Origin of the sequence: Amycolatopsis antarctica (genome assembly GCF_002262875.1) — a bacterium.
GTDB classification, from domain to species: Bacteria; Actinomycetota; Actinomycetes; order Mycobacteriales; family Pseudonocardiaceae; genus Amycolatopsis; species Amycolatopsis antarctica.
This window is the reverse complement of record NZ_NKYE01000004.1, coordinates 97,156-117,700: the sequence shown is the minus strand read 5'-3', so window position 1 is coordinate 117,700 and position 20,545 is coordinate 97,156. Positions and strand designations below refer to the sequence as shown.

Below are 20,545 nucleotides of genomic sequence, written 5' to 3'. Positions count from 1 at the left end.
GGACCTAGTACCCGACCCGGCCGCTCAAGGCTCGCACCGGGTGACCCGGCAGGCACCGGGGGTGGCCGGCCGGAGCGCCTTTCACAGTCCCGCGGCCTCTTTCGCCGAGCCGAGCACCTCGCGCAGCATCTCCGGGGTGAGCCTGCCGGTGAAGGTGTTCTGCTGCGACACGTGGTAGCAGCCGAACAGGTTCAGCTGCACCGGCCCGTCCAGTCGTACGTGCGCGCCGTGGCCGAACCGGGGCCGCGGACGCGGGATCCGCCAGCCGGCGTCGGCCAGCACCGGGAGCAGCGCCTGCCAGCCGAACCCGCCGAGCACCATGACGGCACGCAGCGTCGGCCGGAGCAGCTCCAGCTCGCGGGCCAGCCACGGACGGCAGTTGTCCCGTTCCGCGGTGGTGGGCTTGTTCGCCGGGGGCGCGCAGTGCACGGGGGAGGTGATCCGGGTGCCGTAGAGGGTCAGGCCGTCGCCCGTGTGGGTCGCGTGCGGCTGCGAAGCCAGGCCGACCTCGTACATCGCCTGGTACAGCACGTCGCCGGAGCGGTCCCCGGTGAACATCCGGCCGGTGCGGTTGGCGCCGTGCGCGGCGGGGGCGAGGCCGACGACGGCGAGCGCGGCGTCCGGCGGCCCGAAGCCGGGCACCGGACGCCCCCAGTACGTCTCACCGGCGAACGCCGCCCGTTTCGTCGCGGCGACCTCCTCCCGCCAGGCGACCAGGCGTGGGCAGGCCCGGCACCCGGTCAGCTCGGCGTCGAGTTCGGGGAGGGTCGGCACGTCGATCACCGTCGCATTCTCACCCCGGCGGACGCTCGCTGCACCGGGGGCGATCTCGGCGCTAGTTTGGTCGTATGCCCGAATCCAAGACCGATGACGAAGCCGAGCGGACCACCGCGCCTGCCGAACCCACCGACGATCTGGTCACCACCAGGCATTCGCTGACCGTGAAGCGCCGCAAACTCGCCTACACCGCGCAGACCGGACGGGTGGTGCTGCGTCGCGAGAAGCTGACCGACGGCACGTTCGACGGTCACGTGGCCACGGCGGAGGTGTTTCTCACCTCGTACACCCTCGACGGTGCCGAACCGGGCAGCAGGCCGGTGACCTTCGCCTTCAACGGCGGGCCCGGATCGTCGAGCATCTGGCTGCACCTCGGCGTGCTCGGCCCGCGCCGCGTCGTCTCCGGCGACGTCGACTCCCCCGAACCGCCGCCGTACGGCCTCGCCGACAACCCGGACACCCTCCTCGCACACAGCGACCTGGTGTTCATCGACCCGGTGTCCACCGGGTTCTCCCGGGCGGCGTCCGGGCAGAAACCCGGTGACTTCCACGGCTTCAAGGCCGACATCGAGTCGGTCGGCGAGGTCATTCGGCTGTGGACCTCGCGCAACGGCCGCTGGCTCTCGCCGAAGTTCGTCGCGGGCGAGTCCTACGGGACGATCCGCGCCGCCGGGCTGGCCGCACACCTGCAGCAGCGACACGGCCTCTACCTCAACGGCGTGCTGCTCATCTCGTCCGTGCTGAATCTCGGCTCGGTGGACTTCAGCGAGGGCAACGACCTGCCGCACGCCCTCTACCTGCCGACCTACGCGGCGATCGCGCACTACCACGGTTTCCACGGCGACCGCCCGCTCGCGGACGTGCTCGCCGAGGCGGAGGAGTTCGCCTCCCGCGACTACCCGTGGGCGCTGTCGAGGGGCAACCGGCTGACCGAGGCGGAGCGCGCCGAGGTGGTCGCCACCACCGCCCGGCTGACCGGACTGAGCGAGTCCTATGTGGATAGAGTGAATCTGCGGATCGAGCACATCAGGTTCTTCACCGAGCTGCTGCGCGATCGTGGGCTTACCACCGGGCGGATGGACGGCCGGTTCACCACCTGGGAGCCGGACGGCGGACGCGAGCACATGAGTGACGATCCGTCCGTCTCGCGGGTGATCGGCGCCTACTCGGCCGCGTTCAACCACTACGTGCGCGACGAACTCGGCTATGAGAACGATCTGCCGTACGACATCCTCTCGCTGGACGTCAACAAGGCCTGGTCGTACTCGGACTTCGAGGGACGTTCGGTATCGGTGGTGGACGACCTCGGCTCCGCCATGCGCGCCAACCCGCACCTGAAGGTCCACGTCGCGTTCGGCCACTACGACGGGGCGACCCCGTACTACGCCGCCGAGCACGTCGTCGCGCACCTGCCGATCCCGGACGCGCTGCGGGAGAACATCGACACGGCGTACTACCCCGCCGGTCACATGATGTACATCCACGAACCGTCCCGCGTCCAGCAGGGCAAGGACCTCGGGGAGTTCGTCCGCAACGCCGCCAACCGCTGACCCCGCCCCCGCCCGGCCACCCGGTCGCCGTGTCGCGCGCCCCGGCACCCCGTGTCGCGCGCCCCGGCAGGGTGTGTCGGGCGTTCCGGCAGAACGACTTCGATCGCTTGCCCCACAGCGGGACGAACGGGTGCGGCGAAGCCCGACACGGCATGCCACAGCGCACGACACGGGGTGCTGAAACGCCCGACACGGGGTGCCGGAGGGCGTGACACGGCGGGGGGCCGGTGGGGTGGACGTGGGACGGCCCCGCCTGCGCTGTGCGCCTGCGGGGCCGTCGGGGTCGAAACGGTGTTACTTGACGAACTGTTTGCCGTGCTTGATCGCCGAGTAGGCGTCAACGGCACCGTGGCCGTAGAAGCCGTTGAACTGCGGCGTACCGGTGCAGGTCGCGGTGAACGACTCGTCGCGGCCCTCGTCGATGTAGTCGACGGTGCCGGGGACCGGGCAGGCGATCTTCGCCGCGGTGCCCTCCAGCACGCGCTGCACGGCGTCCGGTGCCATGCCGAACTCGCCGCGCTTGGCCTTGCCGAACTGCGACACGATGACCGCGGCGACGCCGGTGGCGTGCGGTGAGGCCATCGAGGTGCCCTGCAGGTACTGGTAGTACCCGACCCGGCCGTCGGCGGCGGTCTGCTTCTGCACCCCGGCCTCGACGCCCTCCGGTGTCACGTTGCCCGCCTCGTCGACCATGCCCTCGGCGATGGCGACATTCTTCGGGTACGTGGACAGGATCAGGTTCTCGTTGGTGTTGAACCAGTCCGTGCCGAAACCGTCGCGGAAGTAGCCGCCCGGCGCGGACACCGAGATCTGCTCGGTGCCGTAGTTGGAGTAGTCGGCCTTCGCCTGCGAGGGGCCGAACGCGGAGACGCCGATGGTGTGAGCGCCCTCGACGGGCAGCGAGACGCAGCTCGCGTTGTCGATGTCGCGTTCCTTCTCGTTGCCGGACGGGAAGTTCGGGCTGGTGACGTCCGGCTGCGGCGCACCGAGGTCGGTGTGCTGGTTGCCCAGCGAGGTCACCTGGGTGACGCCCTTGGAGTGGGCGTACTTCAGGGCCCGGTTCACGGCCTTGGTCGTGGTGCGCTGTTCACGCTGCTGCTCGGGCGAGTCCGCGGCGTTGGAGTCGCAGTTGTAGAGCCACGGGTCGACGTAGAACGACATGTTGGTGACGTCCACGCCCGCGTCGCCGGAGTAGGTGATCGCGTCGACGACGGACTGCAGGAAGAAGCTGCCCGAGTCCTGGCCGGCCCGGAGGTTGACCAGGCTGACGTTCGGGGCCACACCGGAGAGGCCGAACCCGTTGGCAGCCGCGGCGATCGTGCCCGCGACGTGCGTGCCGTGCCCGCCGTCGTCGTGGCCGACCGGGTCGACGCAACCGCGGAACTCGCACGGGCCGTCGACGACGTTGCCGTTCTCGTCCGCCGGGATGTCGCGGGTGAAGTTGCGCGAGGTGGCCTCGTCGAAGTTCGGCGCGATGTCCGGGTGCGAGGCGTCGACACCGGTGTCGATGACGCCGACCTTGACGCGCTTGTCACCGGGCTGGTCGGTACGCGACATGTCCGAACGGACGGACTTGAGGCCCCACAGCTTCTCGTCCAGCGGGTCCAGGCCGACGGGCGCGGCGGGCTTCTGCTGCGGCGTCGCCTTCTTCCCCGCGCGCTGGCCCTCCTTCTCGACCACGTCGGGGGCGGGGCGTTCGGCGTTCTTCGGCGCGTGGCCGATCGGGCGGGCCTTCGCCGCACCCTCGACCGCGGTGTTCGCGGAGACCAGCTCGGCGAATCCCTGCGCGGGCGCCGTGGCGGTGATCAGGCCGATGGCGGTATTGGTGTGGACCACGGTGCCCCCGGCATCGCGGACAGCCTGCTCCGCGGCTGCCGGGGACTGCCCTTCGGCCGAGAGCACGGTGAACTCGGTTGCCGGGCCGGTCGGCTGCGGACCCGCCAGAGCGACGGGGGCGGCGACCGCGGTGATGCCACCGATGAGGGGCACCGCCAGTGCGGCGACCAAGAGTTTGGACCTTCTCACGCGAATTCCTTCCTCGCACAGTGTCAGGTGCAAACTACGTCAAGCACACCTCGCGTGGAACGATTCCTGATCGAACCTTTATCAGCAGCCGACTTTCGTATTGTCGGCAAATATCCCCCATGCGGGAATCGTGCTCGACTGGTCCGCAGCCGTGCGGAAATCCGCCGGTGACAGCGGGTTCCTGGTCGGGGCCACCACGTGGGCCGGTGTCCACTACGGACAGCGCATGAACGGTCGCGGCGAGGAATCGCCTATCCCGAAATTGTCGGGTACGACTTTCGTGCGGACCGCCTGGCGATGGAAAATCGTTACCCGGCGAGTGAGAGCGCGATCCCGTCCAGAATGTCGTGTTCGCTGACGACCAGATCGGACGGACCGCCCCGCGCGGCGAGCTGTTCCGCCAGTACCTGGACCACCACCGCGCCACCACCGATGACGTCCACCCGGCCGGGATGGATGACCGGGTTCGCCGCCCTCGTCTCGTGATCGACGCTCAGCAGGCGCTCGGCCGTCCGGTCGATGTCGGCGCGGGTCAGCGTGGACAGGTGGGTGCGCTCGGCGTCGTACTCGGTCAGCTCCTGCGCGACAGCCGACAGTGTGGTGATCGTGCCCGCGACGCCGATCCAGCGGCGGGCGCGCGAGACGTCCACGGCCTCGAAGGCCTCGGCGAGCACGTCGGAGGCGAGGGCGTGGGCGGTGCTGATCTCACCGGGGGCGGGCGGGTCGGATCGCAGGGTGCGCTCGGTGATCCGCACGCAGCCGATGTCGACGGACTTCGCGGCCAGCACCTCGGCGCGCAGACCATCCCAGTTGCCCAGTACGAGTTCGGTGGAGCCGCCGCCGACATCGACCACCAGGAACGGCCCGTCGTCCGGATTCTGTTCGCCGACGGCACCGGTGAACGACAGCCGGGCCTCCTCGTCGCCGCTGATCACCTCGGCCTCGACACCAAGGGTCTCGCGGGTCATCGCGAAGAACTCGTCCCGGTTGCGCGCGTCGCGGGTCGCCGAGGTGGCCACCATCCGCACCTTCTCGACGCCCTTGCGGCGCGCGGCGGTCGTGTAGTCGGCGAGCGCGGCGCGGGTGCGTTCCAGCGCCTCGGGAGCCAGCTCACCGGTCGCGTCGACGCCCTGCCCGAGGCGCACCACCCGCATCTCCCGATGCAGGTCACGCAGGTCGGCGGTGCCGTCGTGGCGAAGCGTCAGCTCGGCCACCAGCAGGCGGATGGAGTTGGTCCCACAGTCGATCGCGGCTACACGAGGCATTCCCCGACCCTATCGGGACCCGCTGTCACGTCGTGGGATCGCCGGTCCGGGTGGCGGAGTTGGAGCTGGAACCGTCCGAGGACGGCGGCGTGGGCGACGGCGGTGAGGTGACCCCGTCGCACGGCGGGAGTTCGGAGGTCGACGTCGGCGGCGGCGTGGTGGTGGAGGTCTCCGTCGGATCCGGGTACTCGGAGACGCAGCTCTCCGTGGTGGTCGGCGAGGTGGTCGAACTGCTCCCGGGCAGCGTGGTGTCCGGTCCACTCGTCGGCGAACCGGGGCCGCCCGGCGCGGGGTCCTGCGAGGACGGCGGCGGGGTGGTGACCGGAGCCGGGGGCTGCGGGACAGCACCCGGTGCGGGCAGCGGTTCCGGCTGGGCGTTCGGCGCGCCCACGGGCACCTGGCTGTTCGGCAGCGGCAGGACGCCGGAACGGTACGCCTGCGCCCAGAGGATCACGGTGTTCACGTAGGTGTCGGAGTTGTTGTAGCGGAAGATCGCCGTGCGCAACTGGTCCGGGTTCGCCATGTCCATGCCACCCGAGCAGAGGTACCGGCCGGTGGCGAGGGTGGCGTCGAAGATGTTGTTCGGGTTGGACTCCCCGTCCCCGTTGCCGTCGGAGGCGTAGCCGTACCAGGTCGACGGGATGAACTGCGTCGGGCCGACGGCACGGTCCCAGACGGTGTCGCCGTCGAACCGGCCCTGGTCGGTGTCCGGGATCGCGGCCACCGGGCCCGCGCCGTCGAGCACCGGGCCGAGGATCGGCTCCCGGGTGTCGCCGTTCTCGTCGACGAACCCGCCGCGGGCGTGGTTCGACTCGATCCGGCCGATGCTGGCGATGAGCGCCCAGTCGATGCGGCAGGCGGGCTGCTCGGCGGCGAGGATGCCGGCGGCATTGTGGTAGGCGTCGAGGGCGGTGCCCGGAATGCCGAGCGTGCCCTCCGGGATCTCGTACGCGGGCAGCGCCTCCGGTTTCGCCGCCTGCGGCAGGCTTCCGTTGACGCCGATCTGCGTCAGCTTCGGGTCCACACCGCTCTGCAGCGCGGCGTTCGCCGAGTACTCGGTGCTCGCCGTCTCGGCCCAGCGGGCGGCACCGCCGCTCGCCGCGAACGCGGGCAGCACGGCGAGTAGCCCGGCGGCGCCGGCGACGAGCACGCGGTGATTGGTACCGAAACGCCGGACAGCGCTGCCTATGGCACTCGGTGACAGCGAAAAACGCACCCCTGCAGCCCTCCCGGAACCGGCCACGAACCCGTGGCGGTACCGATAATCGTCCAGCCTGTGTGAAACCTCTGTGCCCTGGCCGCTTTCGCCATCGCCGGGGCGTTTTCCGAGCATGACACCGTTGGTGTCCCGCAGACGACCGCCGTGTGCCGGTATCCGGCCGGATCGTCTCTGCCACCGTTATCCGTCACGCTCGCTGGATCGTTACCGATCTCCTACCGTGAACGCATGACGGCACTGCGCGACTCCAGCGACACCGACCCCGGCGAAGCGGCGTTCTCCCCGCGTACGCACGAGGTCCGCAACCAGCCGCCGGTCCTGTCCGGTCACGATCCGCTCGCCTGCGACCCGGCCGTCGGCATCGCCCTGCGGGCGGCGGGAGCGGAGACGACGCCGGACTTGCGGGCACTGGCGCTGGAATCGGCGACGGCCGCGACCCGCGAGCACGGCAGGCTGGCGAACGAGAACCCGCCGGTGCTGCGTACCCACGACCGGTTCGGCAACCGGGTGGACGAGGTGGACTTCCATCCGTCCTGGCACCGGCTGATGGAGCGCGCGGTCGGTCACGGCCTGCACGCCGCACCCTGGTCGCCGGACGCGGGCCCGCACGCCCACCTGCTGCGGGCGGCCGGGTTCTACCTCTGGTCACAGGCCGAGGCCGGCCACGGCTGCCCGATCTCGATGACCTACGCGGCGATCCCCGCACTGCGGCACGCGCCGGACGCCGCCGCCGCGTACGAACCGCTGCTGCGTTCGCGTGCCTACGACTTCGGCCTGCGCGCCCCGTCGGACAAGGCGGGTCTGCTCGCCGGGATGTCGATGACGGAGAAGCAGGGCGGTTCGGACGTCCGCGCGAACACGACCACCGCCACCCCGGCCGGCGACGGGACGTACCGGCTCGTCGGGCACAAGTGGTTCACCTCCGCGCCGATGAACGACATCTTCCTGACGCTCGCGCAGACCGCTGGCGGGCTGTCCTGTTTCGTGCTCCCCAGGGTGCTCCCCGACGGCACGCCCAACGAGATCCGGTTGCAGCGGCTGAAGGACAAGCTGGGCAACAAGTCCAACGCATCCGCCGAGATCGAGTACACCGGCGCGACCGGCTGGCTGGTCGGCGAGGAGGGCCGCGGCGTACGGACGATCATCGAGATGGTCACGATGACCCGGCTCGACTGCGTACTCGGTTCCTCGGCGAGTATCCGGGCCGCGTTGTCGGAGGCCGCCTGGCACACGGCGCACCGCTCGGCGTTCGGCGAGGTGCTGCACGACCAGCCCGCGATGCGGGCGGTGCTGGCGGACCTGGCGTGCGAGTCGGAGGCGGCCACCACACTCGCACTGCGGCTGGCGGCGGCCGTCGACGCACCGTCCGGCACCGACGCCGCCCTGTTGCGGCTGGCCCTGCCCGCGTCGAAGTACTACGTCTGCAAGCGGGCGCCGATGGTGGTCGGCGAGGCGCTGGAATGCCTTGGCGGCAACGGTTACGTCGAGGAGTCCGGGATGCCCCGGCTGTACCGGGAGGCGCCGCTGCTCTCGATCTGGGAGGGCTCGGGCAACGTCACCGCACTGGACGTGCTGCGTGCCCTGGGCCGCAGCCCGGACAGCGCCGACGCGCTGCTCGCCGAGGTGGACGCCACGGCGGGCGCCGACGCGGGCCTCGACTCGGCCGTGACGGCCCTGCGCGCGGAACTGCGCGCGCCGGAACAGTCCCGCGCGCGCAGGCTCGCCGAGCTGATCGCGCTCTGCCTGCAGGGTTCGCTGCTGCTACGGCACGCTCCGACGGCCGTGTCCGAGGCGTTCTGCGCGTCCCGTTTCGGCGACCCGGCCCGGCACACGCTGGGCACCCTGCCGCGCGGCATAGACCCGGTACCGCTGGTCGACCGGGTCACCCCGCGCTGAGGCCGCTCAGCGCGGCGCGGCCGCGCAGTCCCCGGACGGCCAGTCTCCCGCCAGCAGCGCCACGGTCTCGTCGCCGAAAGGATTCGCGCCCGGACCGCAGGCGAGGGTGTGCGCGAGGTGGACGTGCAGGCACTTCACCCTGCCCGGCATGCCCCCGGCGGTGACCTCGTGCCCGAGCGGGTCGATCGCGTCGCGGGCGGCGAGGTACTCGCGGTGGGCGCGCAGGTAGTGGGCGGCCAGGTCCTCGTCGACGGCGAGGCGGTCGGTCATCTCGCGCATCACGCCGTTCGCCTCCAGCGTGCCGACGAGGGCGGTCAGCCGAGGGCAGGTCAGGTAGTAGAGCGTCGGGAACGGCGTGCCGTTCTCCAGCCTCGGGCTGGTCTGGACCACCGAGGGGTGGCCGCCGGGGCACCGGGCGGCGACGGCCCGCAGAGCGCGCGGCGGGCGGCCGAGCTGTTCGGCGATCACCTGCCGGTCGGCCTCGGTGACGGGTTCGAGGTGGGGCAATTCCGTGCTGCTCACCCGGGAATTCTCGCAGGAGCCGGGCCGCGTCACTTGCGCAGGTTCTCCCAGAGCTGCTCGTACCAGGCGCCCTGCGGCGCGGGCGGCTGGGCCGGGCCGGGGTTCTGCGCCTGCTGCTTGTCCTCCGGGAGCTGCACCATGTACGGCGTCTCCCCCGGCATCACGTACCGCAGCCTGCGCCGCGCCTCGGCCTCGACCTGCGCCGGGTCGGCGAGCTCGGCCTTGCGTTCCTCGAGCTGCGCCACCTCGTCCTGCAGGCGTTCGCGTTTCTGTTCCTCGACCGAGACCTCGGACCGCTGGGTCACGTAGGTACGCAGCGGCACGGCGATGGTGAACGCCAGCGCGCACACCACGATGGCGAGCACGGCGGCCCTGCGGGTGTTGGAAAGGCCGAGCACCCGGGCGGCGCCGGAGGCACGGGTCGCGCTCAGGCCGCGCCGCAACCGCGCGCGCCTGCCCTCGGCCCTTGCCGCACGGCGCGCGATGTCGCGCCGGGGACCGTCCCGGCGTGAGCTGTCCCGGCGTGCGGCGGAATCCCGCCTGGCACGCTCGGGGCGGCGAGCGGACGAGCTCGGTGCCCGCCCGCCACGCCGTGTCCGTGCCCTGCCCCGCTCGGCCACGAGGTCGCTCAGCTCTCCGGGTCGAACCGGGGGAACGCCAGGTCACCCGCGTAGCGGGCGGCGTCGGCCAGCGTCTCCTCGATGCGCAGGAGCTGGTTGTACTTGGCGACCCGCTCGCTGCGGGCCGGTGCGCCGCTCTTGATCTGGCCGACGCCGGTGGCCACGGCCAGGTCGGCGATCGTGGTGTCCTCGGTCTCGCCGGAGCGGTGGCTCATCATCGACTTGTAGCCGCACGAGGTCGCGAGCGCGACGGCGTCCAGCGTCTCCGACAGCGTGCCGATCTGGTTGACCTTCACCAGCAGCGCGTTCGCGGCACGGCGGGTGATGCCTTCCTCGAGCCGGTCCGGGTTGGTGACGAACAGGTCGTCCCCGACGAGCTGCACGCGCTCGCCGAGTTCGGCGGTGAGCCGGATCCAGCCGTCCCAGTCGTCCTCGCCCAGCGGGTCCTCGATGGAGACCAGCGGGTAGTCGTCGACCAGCTTCGTGTAGTAGCCGATGAGCTGCTCGGCGCTCTTCTTGGCGCCCTCGAAGGTGTACGCGCCGTCGCCGTAGAACTCGGTGGCGGCCACGTCGAGCGCGAGGCCGATGTCGCGGCCCGGGACGTAACCGGCCTTCTCGATGGCCACCAGGATGATGTCGAGCGCCTCGCGGTTGTTCGACAGGCTCGGCGCGAAACCGCCCTCGTCACCGAGACCGGTGGACAGGCCGCGGCTCTTGAGCACCGACTTCAGCGAGTGGTAGACCTCGGTGCCCCAGCGCAGCGACTCGCGGAACGACTCGGCGCCGATCGGGGCGATCATGAACTCCTGGATGTCCACCTCGGTGTCGGCGTGCGCGCCACCGTTGAGGATGTTCAGCATCGGCACCGGCAGCACGTGCGCGTTCGGCCCGCCGAGGTAGCGGAACAGCTCCAGGTCCGCGGAGTCGGCGGCGGCCTTCGCCACGGCCAGCGAGACGCCGAGGATGGCGTTCGCGCCGAGCCGGGACTTGTCCGGCGTGCCGTCGAGGTCCACCAGCTTCTGGTCGACGATGCGCTGGTCGACGGCTTCGACGCCGGCCAGGTCGGGGCCGATCTCGTCGAGGACGGCGGCGACCGCGCGCTCCACGCCCTTGCCGTTGTAGCGCGTGGGATCGCCGTCCCGCAGCTCCACGGCCTCGTGTTCGCCGGTGGACGCACCCGACGGGACCGCGGCCCGCGCCAGCGTGCCGTCGTCGAGGGCCACCTCCACCTCGACCGTCGGGTTGCCACGAGAGTCCAGAATCTCGCGAGCGCCTACCTGCTCGATGACCGCCACGCCTAGCTCCTCACCCGGTTGTGCCAGCGACTCGAACCCAGCGTAGCTGCCGAGGTCGATCACCCGTTGGAGGCACGCAGGCGGGGGCGGTCCGGGCGCAAGTGCCGCCGAACGGCCCAGTGCCTAGTGACCCTCGCCGGGCAGCACCTTCTGCCAGCCGGAGGGCAGATCGAGGTCGTCGGACACCTGCTGCCAGAACGTCCAGTTGTTGCCACCGATGTCCTGCACGGTGAACAGCCGCGCCCCGTATGGCTGGTCCTGCGGCTGGGAGACCTCGACCTGGTCACCGAGCGCGGCGGAGATCCGGGCGTGCTGGGCGTCCGCGTCGTCGGTGTAGACCACGGTGAGCTGCCCCACCGGCCCGTCCACACCCTTGGCGTCCCAGTAGTCCGAACCGACGCCGGCGAGCTGGACCTCCGCCTCGCCTGCCAGCACCGACGCCTGGAAGACGGCACCCGCGGAATCCACGTAGCGGTACCGCTCGGTGAAGCCGAACACCCGGACCAACCACTCCAGCGCCTCACCGGCGTCCGCGTAGTACAGGTACGGGGCGAGGCCGAGCAGCCTGGGCTCTTCGTCGCTCATGGCGGGCAAGTCCACCACATCGGGCCGGGCCGGCGGTACACACCCCGTTCACACGCCGGTTCACGCACAGCCATCAGGGAAGTCCATCGGCGCCGCCGGGTCGAAGTAGTCCCGGGGCTCGCGGGGGTCCGGGGCGGTGCCGTAGCCGGGTTCGCTCCACGCGGGTGCCAGCATTCCGGCCTCGGCGGGCCCGCAGGCCATGGCGTAGAAACCGGTCTCGGACGCCTCGGGCCGGACACCGCGCGACACCGGCTCCCAGCTCTTGCCCTCCAGTACGGCGAAATCGACGTCGGCGCGGATCATCGCGACCGTGTCCAGCGTGCTGACCAGGCTGTCCGGGTCGTCGGTGTGGAAGGCGTAGGCGAACACGTAGTTGGTGCGCACCAGAAGGCTCCCGTCCGGGCCGGACTCAGCCCACATCCGTCCGCTGACCTTCGGTTCGGCGGCGGCGAGCCGGAACCCCGGAGCGATCCGAGTACCCAGCACGGACGTGCCGGAGCCGGGCGCGAACTCCGCGGCGACGCTCTCCCGCACGTCCTGGGCGAACAACGCGGCGAGCGCCTGCCCATCACCTCCCTCGATCACGGTGCGGTCCAGCCGGGCGGTCACCAGAATCCGGCGGACCTGTTCGTAGGCGGCGCCGACCCGTTCGGCCTCGTGCCCGTCGACCGCCCGCGGCTCCGGGACGACGATCCCGGCTGCACCGTCGGCCCAGTCCTGGGCCGGTGTGCCCGCGAACGGGATCGTCAGGTCGATCGTGTTCGGGACGGCCCGGTCGGCCAGGTCGCCTGCCGGTGGCGGCTCGCGGAGTACCTGCACCAGGTAGATGCCGCCGAGGGCCACCACGATGATCGCCAGGACGAGCGCGATCGGCGCCAAGGGGCGACGCGGCCGCGCGCGCCGTGCGGGGAGGAGTCGTCGCAGGGCGCTCCGACGGCTTCGCGCCGGGCCCCGGCCTCGGCCTGGCGGACCCACTCCTCATCGAGGTCGGGATGGTCGAACGGACTGCTCTTCATGCGAAGCCCCCAGCGGACCCGGGCCCCGTCCGGCGCGGGGTCGGCTGCTTGATCGCCGGATCGGGCCCCCGCGTTAGCGCGGTCGGCGGGTCGTGAAAGCGACCGCACGCAGGTAACCTCGTTACGGAGATGGCTGACGAGGAACATGCCGGTGAAGATCCGGTACAGGCGTTCCGCCGGGCCGAGGAGCTGGTCCGGCGGCGTCCGCTGGATGCCCTCAAGGCGCTCGAGCCCGTACTCGACGTCGAGGCCGACAAGACCAGCGTGCAGTTGCTCGCCGGGCGGGCCTACTTCCACTCCGCGCAGCTCGGCCGGGCCGAGGCGGCCCTGACCAGGGTGGTCGAGCTCGACCCCGCCGACCACTACGCCCGGTTCGTTCTCGGGCGCACCCTGCAACGGCTCGGCAGACTGGCCGAGGCGCTGGGCCAGCTCCGGATCGCGTGGGCGATGAACCCGGCGCCGGAGTACCAGGACGCGATCGGTTCGGTCCGCGCCCGGATCGCACTCGACCCGGGCAACTGAACGCCGCCCCCGGGCCGGACGCGCGGGGCGAGGGGTCAGCGGCGGTTGGTGCTGGCACGCAGGTGCGCGCGTTCGCCCTGTTTGCCGAACAGGGCCAGTACCTCGACCGGGCCGTCACCGTTGCTGCCCATCCAGTGCGGGAAGCGGGTGTCGAACTCGGCCGCCTCGCCGGGCCCGAGCGTCATGTCCCGGTCACCGAGCACCAGGCGCAGCCTGCCGCTGAGCACGTAGATCCACTCGTAGCCCTCGTGCGTCCGCGGATCCGGTTCGAGCCGCCTGGTCGGCAGGACGAGCTTGAAGGCCTGCGGCTGCCCCGGCTGCTTGGTGAGCGGGTAGGCGAGCGCGCCGTCGACCTCCCGCGGTTCGACGCGGACACGGGGGTCGGCGGCCCTGCGCGTACCGATCAGCTCGTCCACCGACACCTGGTACGCGCCCGCGATGGACAGCAGGAGTTCGAGGGTTGCCTTGCGCTGCCCCGATTCCAGCCGGGAGAGCGTGCTGGCGGAGATGCCGGTGGACTCCGCGAGCGCGGCGAGCGTGGTCCGGCGTTCGCGGCGAAGAGCACGCAGGCGGGGGCCCACGGCGAGAAGCATGCTTTCGATCTGCTGCGGATCCGTCATCCCGCCATATTGCCGTATCGGCAAGGTAGTTTGCCAACCCGGCGCCTGACCCGGAGTGTCGACGGCGGAGGTGGTCGAGATGACCGGGAAGACGTACGACGTGGTGATCGTGGGGGCCGGGCCCGCCGGGCTGAGCGCGGCGCTGCTGCTGGGAAGGGCGCGTCGGCGGGTGGCCGTGGTGGACGCGGGACGTCCGCGCAACGCCGCCGCCGCGCACGCCCAGGGCTACCTGAGCAGGGACGGGATCGTGCCCGCCGAACTGCTGCGGATCGGCCGCGCCGAGGTGGCCGGCTACGGGGTGACGCTGATCGACGACATCGCCCTGCGCATCCGCCCGGACCGCGCCGTCGAACTGGCGGGCGGCTCGGTGCTGACGGCAAGGCGGGTACTGGTGACCACCGGCCTGGCCGACGAACTGCCGGACATCCCCGGCGTCGCGGACCTGTGGGCGATCGACGTGCACCACTGCCCGTTCTGCCACGGCTGGGAGGTCCGCGATCAGGCGCTCGGCGTGCTGGGCACCTCGCCACACTCCCCGCACGTCGCGCATCTGCTCCGGCAGTGGAGCGCGGAGGTCACGTTGTTCACGCACACACTCGACCTCGGCGCGGACGAGCGGCGCACGCTCGAAGCCCGCGGGATCACCGTGGTGCCGGGCGCCGTGGAGCGGCTGACGACCGAGAACGGGCGGCTGCGCGGCGTACTGCCTGCGGGCGGGCCGGAGGTTCCCCGGGACGCCGTGTTCGTGACGCCGCGGTTCGTCGCCAAGGACTCGCTGCTGACGGCGACGGGCTGCCCGGCAGGCGAGAACGGCGACGTCCGCGTGGACGGCGACGGGCGCACCGGTGTGGCGTGGTTGTGGGCGGCCGGGAACGCGGTCGATCCGCGGGGCTCGCTGATCACCTCGGCCAGCGACGGCTCTCGCGCCGCCATGTCGATCACCGCGGACCTGCTCGGCGAGGAAATCGGCGCGGCACGTTCGAAGGCCGGCGTTCCCGCGTAGCGAGACGGAGCGAAACCCTTGCGGCGTAAGGGGTTTCCTAAGGGGCCGCGCTGGCGGCGGCGTAGGCGTCCGCGCCGGAGAACACGTCCTGGCCGTACTCGACCGACTGGTTGTACGTCAGCACCGCTTTCCACCAGCCGTCCGGGGTGGTCAGGTCGGCACCGCCCGAGCACAGGTACCGGGCGGTGCCGAGCGCCGCGTCGTCGATGTGCTGCGGGTCCGGGTCGGCGCCGTCACCGGTCGCGCGTTCGCCCCAGCGGTCCCAGGTCTGTGGCAGGAACTGCATCGGGCCGACGGCGCGGTCCCACTGGGTGTCGCCGTCGAGCCTGCCGCCCTCGGTGTCCGGGATGGCCTTCACGCCTTCCTGGCCGTCCAGTGGTGGTCCGATGATCGGTTTGGTGACGCGGCCGTCCAGTCCGATCTGCGCCCCGCCGAAGCTGCCGTGGCCGGACTCGGCACGGCCGATCCCCGCGATGGTCACCCAGTTGATCTTGCATCCCGGCTGCTGCGAGCGCATCCACATCTCCGCGCGCCCGTACGCCACCAGTACGCGGGCGGGTATGCGGGTGGACCGCGCCACCTGGTCGGCCCAGTCGTCCAGCGCGGCCTGGTCGGAGGCGTTCGGCCGGTCCTCCGGGGCGGGCAGGCCCGCGCGCGGGGCGGTCGCTCCGGGCGGCGGTTTCAGTTCCTGCACGGTGAACTGCCGAGGGGGCTGTTGCGCGGCGCGTTCCCGGGTCACGCCGATGGTCAGGATCAGCGCCAGCCCGCCACTGACGACCAGCAGGGCGAGCACGATGCGCCCCACCCGCAGCCGCACGTACGGCGGGTGCGGCGCCGGGGGTGCCGGCTCGGCACGCGGGTGCTCTTCCGGCGGAGGGCTGGGTTCGGCCACTCGTTCAGGTTACGTGGGGTGCGCGCCGGCCCGCCGGGGAACGCACATGATCCCGTAGACAGCACGTCGACCTGCGAAGATGCCCAGCAGCCTTACCGGTGACCGACCCCCTGGATCGCAATATGTCGACGTATTGCGATCCAGTAGCCCGCAATATGTCGACGTATTGCGATCCATCGCGCACAAGGTATCGCAATACGTCGACATATTGCGGTGAGTAGGTGGGCCGGGAGGATCAGGTGGGCCAGTAGTGGCGCCAGCCGTCGGCCTCCAGCATCGCGGGCTCGACGCCGTCCGCCCTGGCAGCGGCCTCGGCGGTACGTACGTCAAGCGCGAACCGCTTCGCCACGGCCCGCAGTTCCCCCTCGGGATCGGTACCGCCACGCCGTGCCGCCGCGGCGATCCGGAACAGCTTCTCCGCCTCGCTCGTACCACCGGGGAACAGGTCCAGCGGCACCCCGGCACGGCCGGTGCGGTGACCGAGCTTGCCCGCCAGCGCCGTCGCGGGCTGCCCGAGCGCCACACCATCCACAATGGACTCACGGCGCTTCTCCGACTGCTTCAGTTCCTCCCAGCGGACCTGCTGGTGCTCGGCGGTGTGCACGGTCTCGCCCGTACCGAAGACGTGCGGATGCCTGCTGACCAGCTTGTCCACCAGCTCCGCCGCGACGACGTCGATGCCGAACGGATCCGCCGGGTCCTCGGCGGCGACCCGCGCGTGGAAGAGAACCTGCAGCAGCACGTCGCCGAGTTCCTCGCGCATCGCCGCCCGGTCGCCCTCCTCGATGGCGTCCAGCAGTTCGTACGTCTCCTCGACAAGGTACTGACGCAGCGAGGAGTGCGTCTGCTCTGCGTCCCAGGGGCAGCCGCCGGGCGAACGCAGCCGGTCCATCACCTCGGCGGCGCGGACGAGCTCCGGCACCGGCGTGTCGATCACCCGGGCACCGGCGGTGATGAGCGCGGCGGCGGCCGGGTCGTCCGGGGTGGCGGCGACCAGCACGACGTTGCGCTGACGAACCAGTTCGGACGGCTCCGGCGCCGGTTTCGCATCCAGCGCGGCCCGGGCCGGACCGGGCAGGTCGGCGGCCGCGTAGACCACCTCGGCGGAGCGGAGAGCGGGCCAGGCCGCGGCCGGGAGCACGGCGGGAAGTGCGGACGGCGCCAGCACCACCGTCGCCGACGCCGGGATCACGGCTGCACGGTTCGCGGCATCAACTGGAAGCCGGTGATCTCGTTCTCGTTGGCGGCCAGCGACATCGCGGTCGCGTCCCACACGCCGTACCTCGGGTTGACGCGCACGCCGAGTTCGTCGGCGATCGGCTGCAGCATGCGCACGCCGATCGTGTAGAGCAGCCGGGGATCCGCCTGCTGACCGAAGCCGGGGTCGCCGCCGGGTACCTGCTCGGTGCTGCGGTCCTTGACCAGCGCGACCAGCCAGCCCGCCTGCTGCTGGCTGGGCTGGATCACCAGGACCGTGCCCTCCTTGGCGCCGAAGACGGCGCTGGACGCGATCTCCGAACCGTTCTGCGCCTCGGCCCCCAGGCTCAGCCGCTCCTTCTCGTCCACCAGCCGCTGACCACTCTGCTGCACGATCTCGGCGGCGCGGGCGGGTTCGGCGGCGATCTTGCGGCCGAGTTCGAGGGCCTGGTCCTTGGCGGTGTTGCCTGGCTGCTCCTCGGTGATGACGGTGCCGACGAGCGCGACCGACAAACGGTCGAGATACCGGCGACCGAGATCCTGCAGCAGAACCTGGTCGGACGCGACGTCGCGGACCCGGCCCGGCTCGACCTGCACGGCCTTCGCGGCCTGTTCGAGGCCACCGCTGCCGTCGATCAGCTCGGCCACCTGCCGCTCGTCGGTGCGCAGGCCCTCGCGCTGCGCGGCGACACTCACCAGCTCGTGGATCACCCGGCCCTGCACGATCTTGCGCGACTCCGCGTCGAGCTTGCGCTGGTCCTGCGCCTGCTTCGCCTCGGGCACGTTGTCGAGCAGCCACTGGATCTCGTGCTGCACCGCACCCAGTTCGACGGAACGGTCGCCGACGATGGCGGCCGAGGACATCTGGCTGGGGCCCGAGCCGCACGCGGTGAGCAGCGCGGCGCAGGCAACGACGGCGATGAACGCACGGGTTCGTCCGATGATCCGCATCACAGGACGTACCCTCTCACAGCCATCGTGACCCGCCGGCAAGACCGTGGACGTACGACGGGCGGTCACCGAGCCACTACGGCAAACGGACGACGGCTCGGCCGTCAGGGAACCGGTACGCGGGAGGCGAACGCCCGCAGGGCATCCGCGGTGAACTCGTCCAGCGGGTAGAAGAGTTCGATGGCCAGCTCCGACAGGGTCACGTCGGCCGGGGCGCCGAACGTCGCCATCGTGCCGAACATGGACAGCACACCCATCGGGGTGCGCACGCGCAGCGGCACCTGGATCGGCCCCGCCGGGCACCCGTCCCCGTCCTCCCCCGCGCCCTCGTCCGGTGCTACGGGAAAACCGCGCACCTCCTCGTACAGCGCCCGGAGTTCGGCGTCCCCGGTCGCGTTGACCTGGTGCAGCAGGCGTTCCAGGAAGTAGGAGCGGACCTGGCGCGGGTTGGCCAGCCGCGGGGCCAGCCCTTCGGGATGCAGGACGAGACGGAACACGTTCGGCCGGGGTGCGAACAGGTGGGGCGGGATACCGCCGGTCAGGAGCGGCATGGCGGCGTTGCCCGCGACCAGGTTCCAGTACCGGTCGACCACGACCGCCGGGTAGGGCTCGTGGGCCGCGAGCATCGTGTCGAGGGCCGAGCGGATCGACGCCATGCCCGCGTCGTCGAGGCTGCTCTCCCGATACTCCGGGGAGAACCCGGCGGCGAGCAGCAGCGTGTTGCGCTCGCGCAGCGGGATGTCCAGCGAGTTCGACAGCCGCAGCACCATTTCCCGGCTCGGCTGCGCGCGTCCGGTCTCGACGCGGGAGACGTGCCGCGCGGACGTGTCCGTCCGCAGCGCGAGGTCGAACTGGCTGAGCCTGCGCCGCTGCCGCCACTCCCGCAGTAGTTGCCCCACTCTGCTCTGCCCGGCCGCACTCATGGCCCTCAACGTATCGGGACGGTGGTCAGCGCGGCCATGACCTCGCAGGTCATTGAACCGCCGCGCCGCCTCGGCCACTGTCGTCGGGACCGGGCGGTTCGGCGTCCGGACCGGAGAAGGGGATGCCATGAGCACAGTGACCGCCGAGGTGGGGCGCAAGGGTGACCTGTTGCGGGTCAGCCTCCGGATCGACGGCTGGGGTACCGCCGCGTTCGGCGTGCTGATGCTGGTCGCCGGGCCATGGCTACCCGGGCCGCTCGGCCTGCCGGCGAGCTGGTTCGTGCCGATCGGGATCGCGATGCTGGGCGGTGCCATCGCGCTCGGCCTCATCTCCGGCTGCCCGGTGATCCCGGCGCGGTACGCCCGGGTGGCCGTCGCCGCCAACGCGGCGCTCGGTGTGGCGCTGCTGCCCGTCGCGTTCGCCGGGGTACTGCCGCTGACCGCCCTGGGCGTCGGCGTGGTCGTTCTCGGCGCGGCGTGGGTGCTGACGTTCGCCGCGCTGGAGTACACCGGCATCCGCCGCGCCACGGCGTGACGGCACAAGGACGTGGATGCGGCGTACCGCCGCCACTCGCCCGCGATACGTCGGCGAATCGGCTCAGGCGGTGACGACGGCCAGGAACGCTCGCCAGGACGCGTGCCCGACTTCGACCCCTGCGGCGGGGGCCTTCGAGTCACGGACGGCGACGTTCAGCGCGGCGACCGCGACCTCGACGCATTCGCCGGTACCGCCGTTGCTGTAGCTGCTCTTACGCCAGCGTCGTTCCGGGAGGACTCGGTGGCACATCGGACTGGCTCCTCGGTACGTCGTGTCGGCCTGCCAGGCGGGCAAGCCACGACCGGGATTGTCCCGCATCGAGGGCGACCCTGGCGAGCTTCGCGACGATCCGCCGGTAGACGTCGAGATGCTCGGCGCCGTCCAGGAACACGCTGGCCGTCACGTTCTGCACGTAGACGACCGGAGGGTGCTCCGCGCACTCGATGAACCAGAACGGGCCCTCGAAGGTGCCGGCCGCACCCGCCGCCCGTGGCACCACGCGGATCGTCGAGTTCGGCCAGGAACACGCCAGCAGCAGCTTCATGACCTGCTCGTGCATCACCTCGGGCCCGCCGACCATGGAACGCAGCGCGTTCTCGTGCAGGTAGAAGGTGAACGCCGCGGGCGTCCGGCGGTGCAGCAGGCTCTGCCGCGCCATCCTGGCGCGCACCAAGCGTTCTACCGCGTCCGGGGGGAACCGCTCGGCGAGCCGGAAGACCTCGCGGGCGTACTCCTCGGTCTGCAGCATCCCGGGCACCAACATGTGTTCGAAGGCGGTGATCGTGTGTGCGGTGCTCTCCAGCACGACCAGCGAACGCAGTTCGTCCGGCAGTCGCTCACCGTGTGAACGCAGCCAGTGCCCGCCGTCCGGTTCGCGGGCGAGGTCGAGGAGGCGTTCGAGTTCGTCGCGGACGACTCCGCAGTTCGCCAGGTAGAGCACGACGTCCATCTCCGCCACGCCGCGGAGACCGCACTCGATCCGCGAGGTCTTGCTCGGCGACCAGCCGAGCTGGCGCGACAGGTCGCGCATCGTCAGCTCGGCACGTTCCCGCGCCTGCCGGAGCTCGCCGCCCAGTTCGCGCGCCCGCGCCGTCGGTTCCCACCCGGGATTCCTGCCCATGCGAGCAAC

At 71.4% G+C, this 20,545-nt stretch carries 21 protein-coding genes; 5 read left to right on the top strand and 16 right to left on the bottom strand.

What is annotated here, in order from left to right; genetic code table 11:
- Positions 1-81: 81 nt before the first annotated feature.
- Positions 82-783: a uracil-DNA glycosylase gene (locus CFN78_RS08465; RefSeq protein ID WP_094862077.1), complete on the bottom strand. Its 702-nt coding sequence runs from the start codon at positions 781-783 to the stop codon at positions 82-84.
- A 65-nt stretch (positions 784-848) separates the two neighbouring features.
- On the opposite strand from CFN78_RS08465, the gene CFN78_RS08460 reads away from it, so the two are divergent.
- Positions 849-2,327: a S10 family peptidase gene (locus CFN78_RS08460; protein ID WP_094862076.1), complete on the top strand. Its 1,479-nt coding sequence runs from the start codon at positions 849-851 to the stop codon at positions 2,325-2,327.
- Positions 2,328-2,621: 294 nt separating this feature from the next.
- Here CFN78_RS08460 and CFN78_RS08455 read toward each other — a convergent pair whose 3' ends face one another.
- From CFN78_RS08455 to CFN78_RS08445, 3 genes are all read right to left on the bottom strand, one after another.
- Positions 2,622-4,352, bottom strand: coding sequence for a S8 family serine peptidase (locus tag CFN78_RS08455; RefSeq protein ID WP_094862075.1), 1,731 nt, complete (start codon positions 4,350-4,352; stop codon positions 2,622-2,624).
- A 308-nt stretch (positions 4,353-4,660) separates the two neighbouring features.
- Positions 4,661-5,617 carry a Ppx/GppA phosphatase family protein gene (locus tag CFN78_RS08450; RefSeq protein WP_094862074.1) on the bottom strand — a complete coding sequence of 319 codons (957 nt, stop codon included), beginning with the start codon at positions 5,615-5,617 and terminating at the stop codon, positions 4,661-4,663.
- Between the two features lie 25 nt (positions 5,618-5,642).
- The gene (locus CFN78_RS08445) at positions 5,643-6,833 is read right to left on the bottom strand and encodes a lytic transglycosylase domain-containing protein (protein WP_420807863.1); all 1,191 of its coding nucleotides are present in this window, start codon (positions 6,831-6,833) and stop codon (positions 5,643-5,645) included.
- A gap of 231 nt (positions 6,834-7,064) precedes the next feature.
- Here CFN78_RS08445 and CFN78_RS08440 point away from each other — a divergent pair, with 231 nt between their 5' ends.
- Positions 7,065-8,732: an acyl-CoA dehydrogenase family protein gene (locus CFN78_RS08440; protein ID WP_094862072.1), complete on the top strand. Its 1,668-nt coding sequence runs from the start codon at positions 7,065-7,067 to the stop codon at positions 8,730-8,732.
- Positions 8,733-8,738: 6 nt separating this feature from the next.
- Here CFN78_RS08440 and CFN78_RS08435 read toward each other — a convergent pair whose 3' ends face one another.
- From CFN78_RS08435 to CFN78_RS08415, 5 genes are all read right to left on the bottom strand, one after another.
- Positions 8,739-9,254: a DUF501 domain-containing protein gene (locus CFN78_RS08435; protein ID WP_094862071.1), complete on the bottom strand. Its 516-nt coding sequence runs from the start codon at positions 9,252-9,254 to the stop codon at positions 8,739-8,741.
- Positions 9,255-9,283: 29 nt separating this feature from the next.
- On the bottom strand, positions 9,284-9,874 hold the full coding sequence (locus CFN78_RS08430; RefSeq protein ID WP_094862070.1) for an FtsB family cell division protein: 591 nt from the start codon (positions 9,872-9,874) through the stop codon (positions 9,284-9,286).
- Positions 9,875-9,882: 8 nt separating this feature from the next.
- Positions 9,883-11,169 carry a phosphopyruvate hydratase gene (gene eno / locus CFN78_RS08425; protein WP_094862302.1) on the bottom strand — a complete coding sequence of 429 codons (1,287 nt, stop codon included), beginning with the start codon at positions 11,167-11,169 and terminating at the stop codon, positions 9,883-9,885.
- A 123-nt stretch (positions 11,170-11,292) separates the two neighbouring features.
- Positions 11,293-11,754: a VOC family protein gene (locus tag CFN78_RS08420; RefSeq protein WP_094862069.1), complete on the bottom strand. Its 462-nt coding sequence runs from the start codon at positions 11,752-11,754 to the stop codon at positions 11,293-11,295.
- A 60-nt stretch (positions 11,755-11,814) separates the two neighbouring features.
- On the bottom strand, positions 11,815-12,633 hold the full coding sequence (locus CFN78_RS08415; RefSeq protein ID WP_094862068.1) for a hypothetical protein: 819 nt from the start codon (positions 12,631-12,633) through the stop codon (positions 11,815-11,817).
- A 266-nt stretch (positions 12,634-12,899) separates the two neighbouring features.
- On the opposite strand from CFN78_RS08415, the gene CFN78_RS08410 reads away from it, so the two are divergent.
- Complete coding sequence (locus CFN78_RS08410) at positions 12,900-13,292, top strand: tetratricopeptide repeat protein (protein ID WP_094862067.1); 393 nt, start codon at positions 12,900-12,902, stop codon at positions 13,290-13,292.
- Between the two features lie 35 nt (positions 13,293-13,327).
- Here the strand turns inward: CFN78_RS08410 and CFN78_RS08405 are convergent, their stop codons facing one another.
- Positions 13,328-13,912 carry a helix-turn-helix domain-containing protein gene (locus CFN78_RS08405; RefSeq protein WP_094862066.1) on the bottom strand — a complete coding sequence of 195 codons (585 nt, stop codon included), beginning with the start codon at positions 13,910-13,912 and terminating at the stop codon, positions 13,328-13,330.
- 79 nt (positions 13,913-13,991) lie between these two features.
- Between CFN78_RS08405 and CFN78_RS08400 the strand changes: the two genes are divergently transcribed.
- A complete protein-coding gene (locus tag CFN78_RS08400) occupies positions 13,992-14,915 on the top strand; it encodes an NAD(P)/FAD-dependent oxidoreductase (protein WP_094862301.1) in 924 nt (307 codons plus the stop codon).
- Positions 14,916-14,952: 37 nt separating this feature from the next.
- Here the strand turns inward: CFN78_RS08400 and CFN78_RS08395 are convergent, their stop codons facing one another.
- The 4 genes from CFN78_RS08395 to CFN78_RS08380 form a co-directional block, all read right to left on the bottom strand.
- Entirely contained in the window at positions 14,953-15,807 is an 855-nt protein-coding gene (locus tag CFN78_RS08395) for a lysozyme family protein (protein ID WP_338065514.1), read from the bottom strand.
- Positions 15,808-16,042: 235 nt separating this feature from the next.
- A complete protein-coding gene (locus CFN78_RS08390) occupies positions 16,043-16,999 on the bottom strand; it encodes a nucleoside triphosphate pyrophosphohydrolase (RefSeq protein WP_094862065.1) in 957 nt (318 codons plus the stop codon).
- A complete protein-coding gene (locus CFN78_RS08385) occupies positions 16,996-17,955 on the bottom strand; it encodes a hypothetical protein (RefSeq protein ID WP_094862064.1) in 960 nt (319 codons plus the stop codon). Before CFN78_RS08385 ends, CFN78_RS08390 begins: the two co-directional genes overlap by 4 nt.
- Positions 17,956-18,059: 104 nt before the next feature.
- Positions 18,060-18,878 (bottom strand): helix-turn-helix domain-containing protein, encoded by an 819-nt coding sequence (locus tag CFN78_RS08380; RefSeq protein ID WP_094862063.1) that lies wholly within the window; start codon positions 18,876-18,878, stop codon positions 18,060-18,062.
- A gap of 127 nt (positions 18,879-19,005) precedes the next feature.
- Between CFN78_RS08380 and CFN78_RS08375 the strand changes: the two genes are divergently transcribed.
- Entirely contained in the window at positions 19,006-19,413 is a 408-nt protein-coding gene (locus CFN78_RS08375; RefSeq protein WP_094862062.1) for a hypothetical protein, read from the top strand.
- 63 nt (positions 19,414-19,476) lie between these two features.
- Here the strand turns inward: CFN78_RS08375 and CFN78_RS08370 are convergent, their stop codons facing one another.
- Positions 19,477-19,665, bottom strand: coding sequence for a DUF397 domain-containing protein (locus tag CFN78_RS08370; protein WP_094862061.1), 189 nt, complete (start codon positions 19,663-19,665; stop codon positions 19,477-19,479).
- A complete protein-coding gene (locus CFN78_RS08365) occupies positions 19,628-20,536 on the bottom strand; it encodes a helix-turn-helix domain-containing protein (RefSeq protein WP_094862060.1) in 909 nt (302 codons plus the stop codon). Before CFN78_RS08365 ends, CFN78_RS08370 begins: the two co-directional genes overlap by 38 nt.
- Positions 20,537-20,545: the final 9 nt, after the last annotated feature.

Bases quoted from the DNA above. Each gene is read 5' to 3' on its own strand.
- CFN78_RS08375 (WP_094862062.1), top strand. From the start codon at position 19,006: ATGAGCACAGTGACCGCCGAGGTGGGGCGCAAGGGTGACCTGTTGCGG.
- CFN78_RS08380 (WP_094862063.1), bottom strand. From the start codon at position 18,878: ATGAGTGCGGCCGGGCAGAGCAGAGTGGGGCAACTACTGCGGGAGTGG.
- CFN78_RS08365 (WP_094862060.1), bottom strand. From the start codon at position 20,536: ATGGGCAGGAATCCCGGGTGGGAACCGACGGCGCGGGCGCGCGAACTG.
- CFN78_RS08410 (WP_094862067.1), top strand. From the start codon at position 12,900: ATGGCTGACGAGGAACATGCCGGTGAAGATCCGGTACAGGCGTTCCGC.
- CFN78_RS08385 (WP_094862064.1), bottom strand. From the start codon at position 17,955: ATGCGGATCATCGGACGAACCCGTGCGTTCATCGCCGTCGTTGCCTGC.
- CFN78_RS08450 (WP_094862074.1), bottom strand. From the start codon at position 5,617: ATGCCTCGTGTAGCCGCGATCGACTGTGGGACCAACTCCATCCGCCTG.
- CFN78_RS08420 (WP_094862069.1), bottom strand. From the start codon at position 11,754: ATGAGCGACGAAGAGCCCAGGCTGCTCGGCCTCGCCCCGTACCTGTAC.
- CFN78_RS08460 (WP_094862076.1), top strand. From the start codon at position 849: ATGCCCGAATCCAAGACCGATGACGAAGCCGAGCGGACCACCGCGCCT.
- CFN78_RS08370 (WP_094862061.1), bottom strand. From the start codon at position 19,665: ATGTGCCACCGAGTCCTCCCGGAACGACGCTGGCGTAAGAGCAGCTAC.
- CFN78_RS08405 (WP_094862066.1), bottom strand. From the start codon at position 13,912: ATGACGGATCCGCAGCAGATCGAAAGCATGCTTCTCGCCGTGGGCCCC.
- CFN78_RS08440 (WP_094862072.1), top strand. From the start codon at position 7,065: ATGACGGCACTGCGCGACTCCAGCGACACCGACCCCGGCGAAGCGGCG.
- CFN78_RS08400 (WP_094862301.1), top strand. From the start codon at position 13,992: ATGACCGGGAAGACGTACGACGTGGTGATCGTGGGGGCCGGGCCCGCC.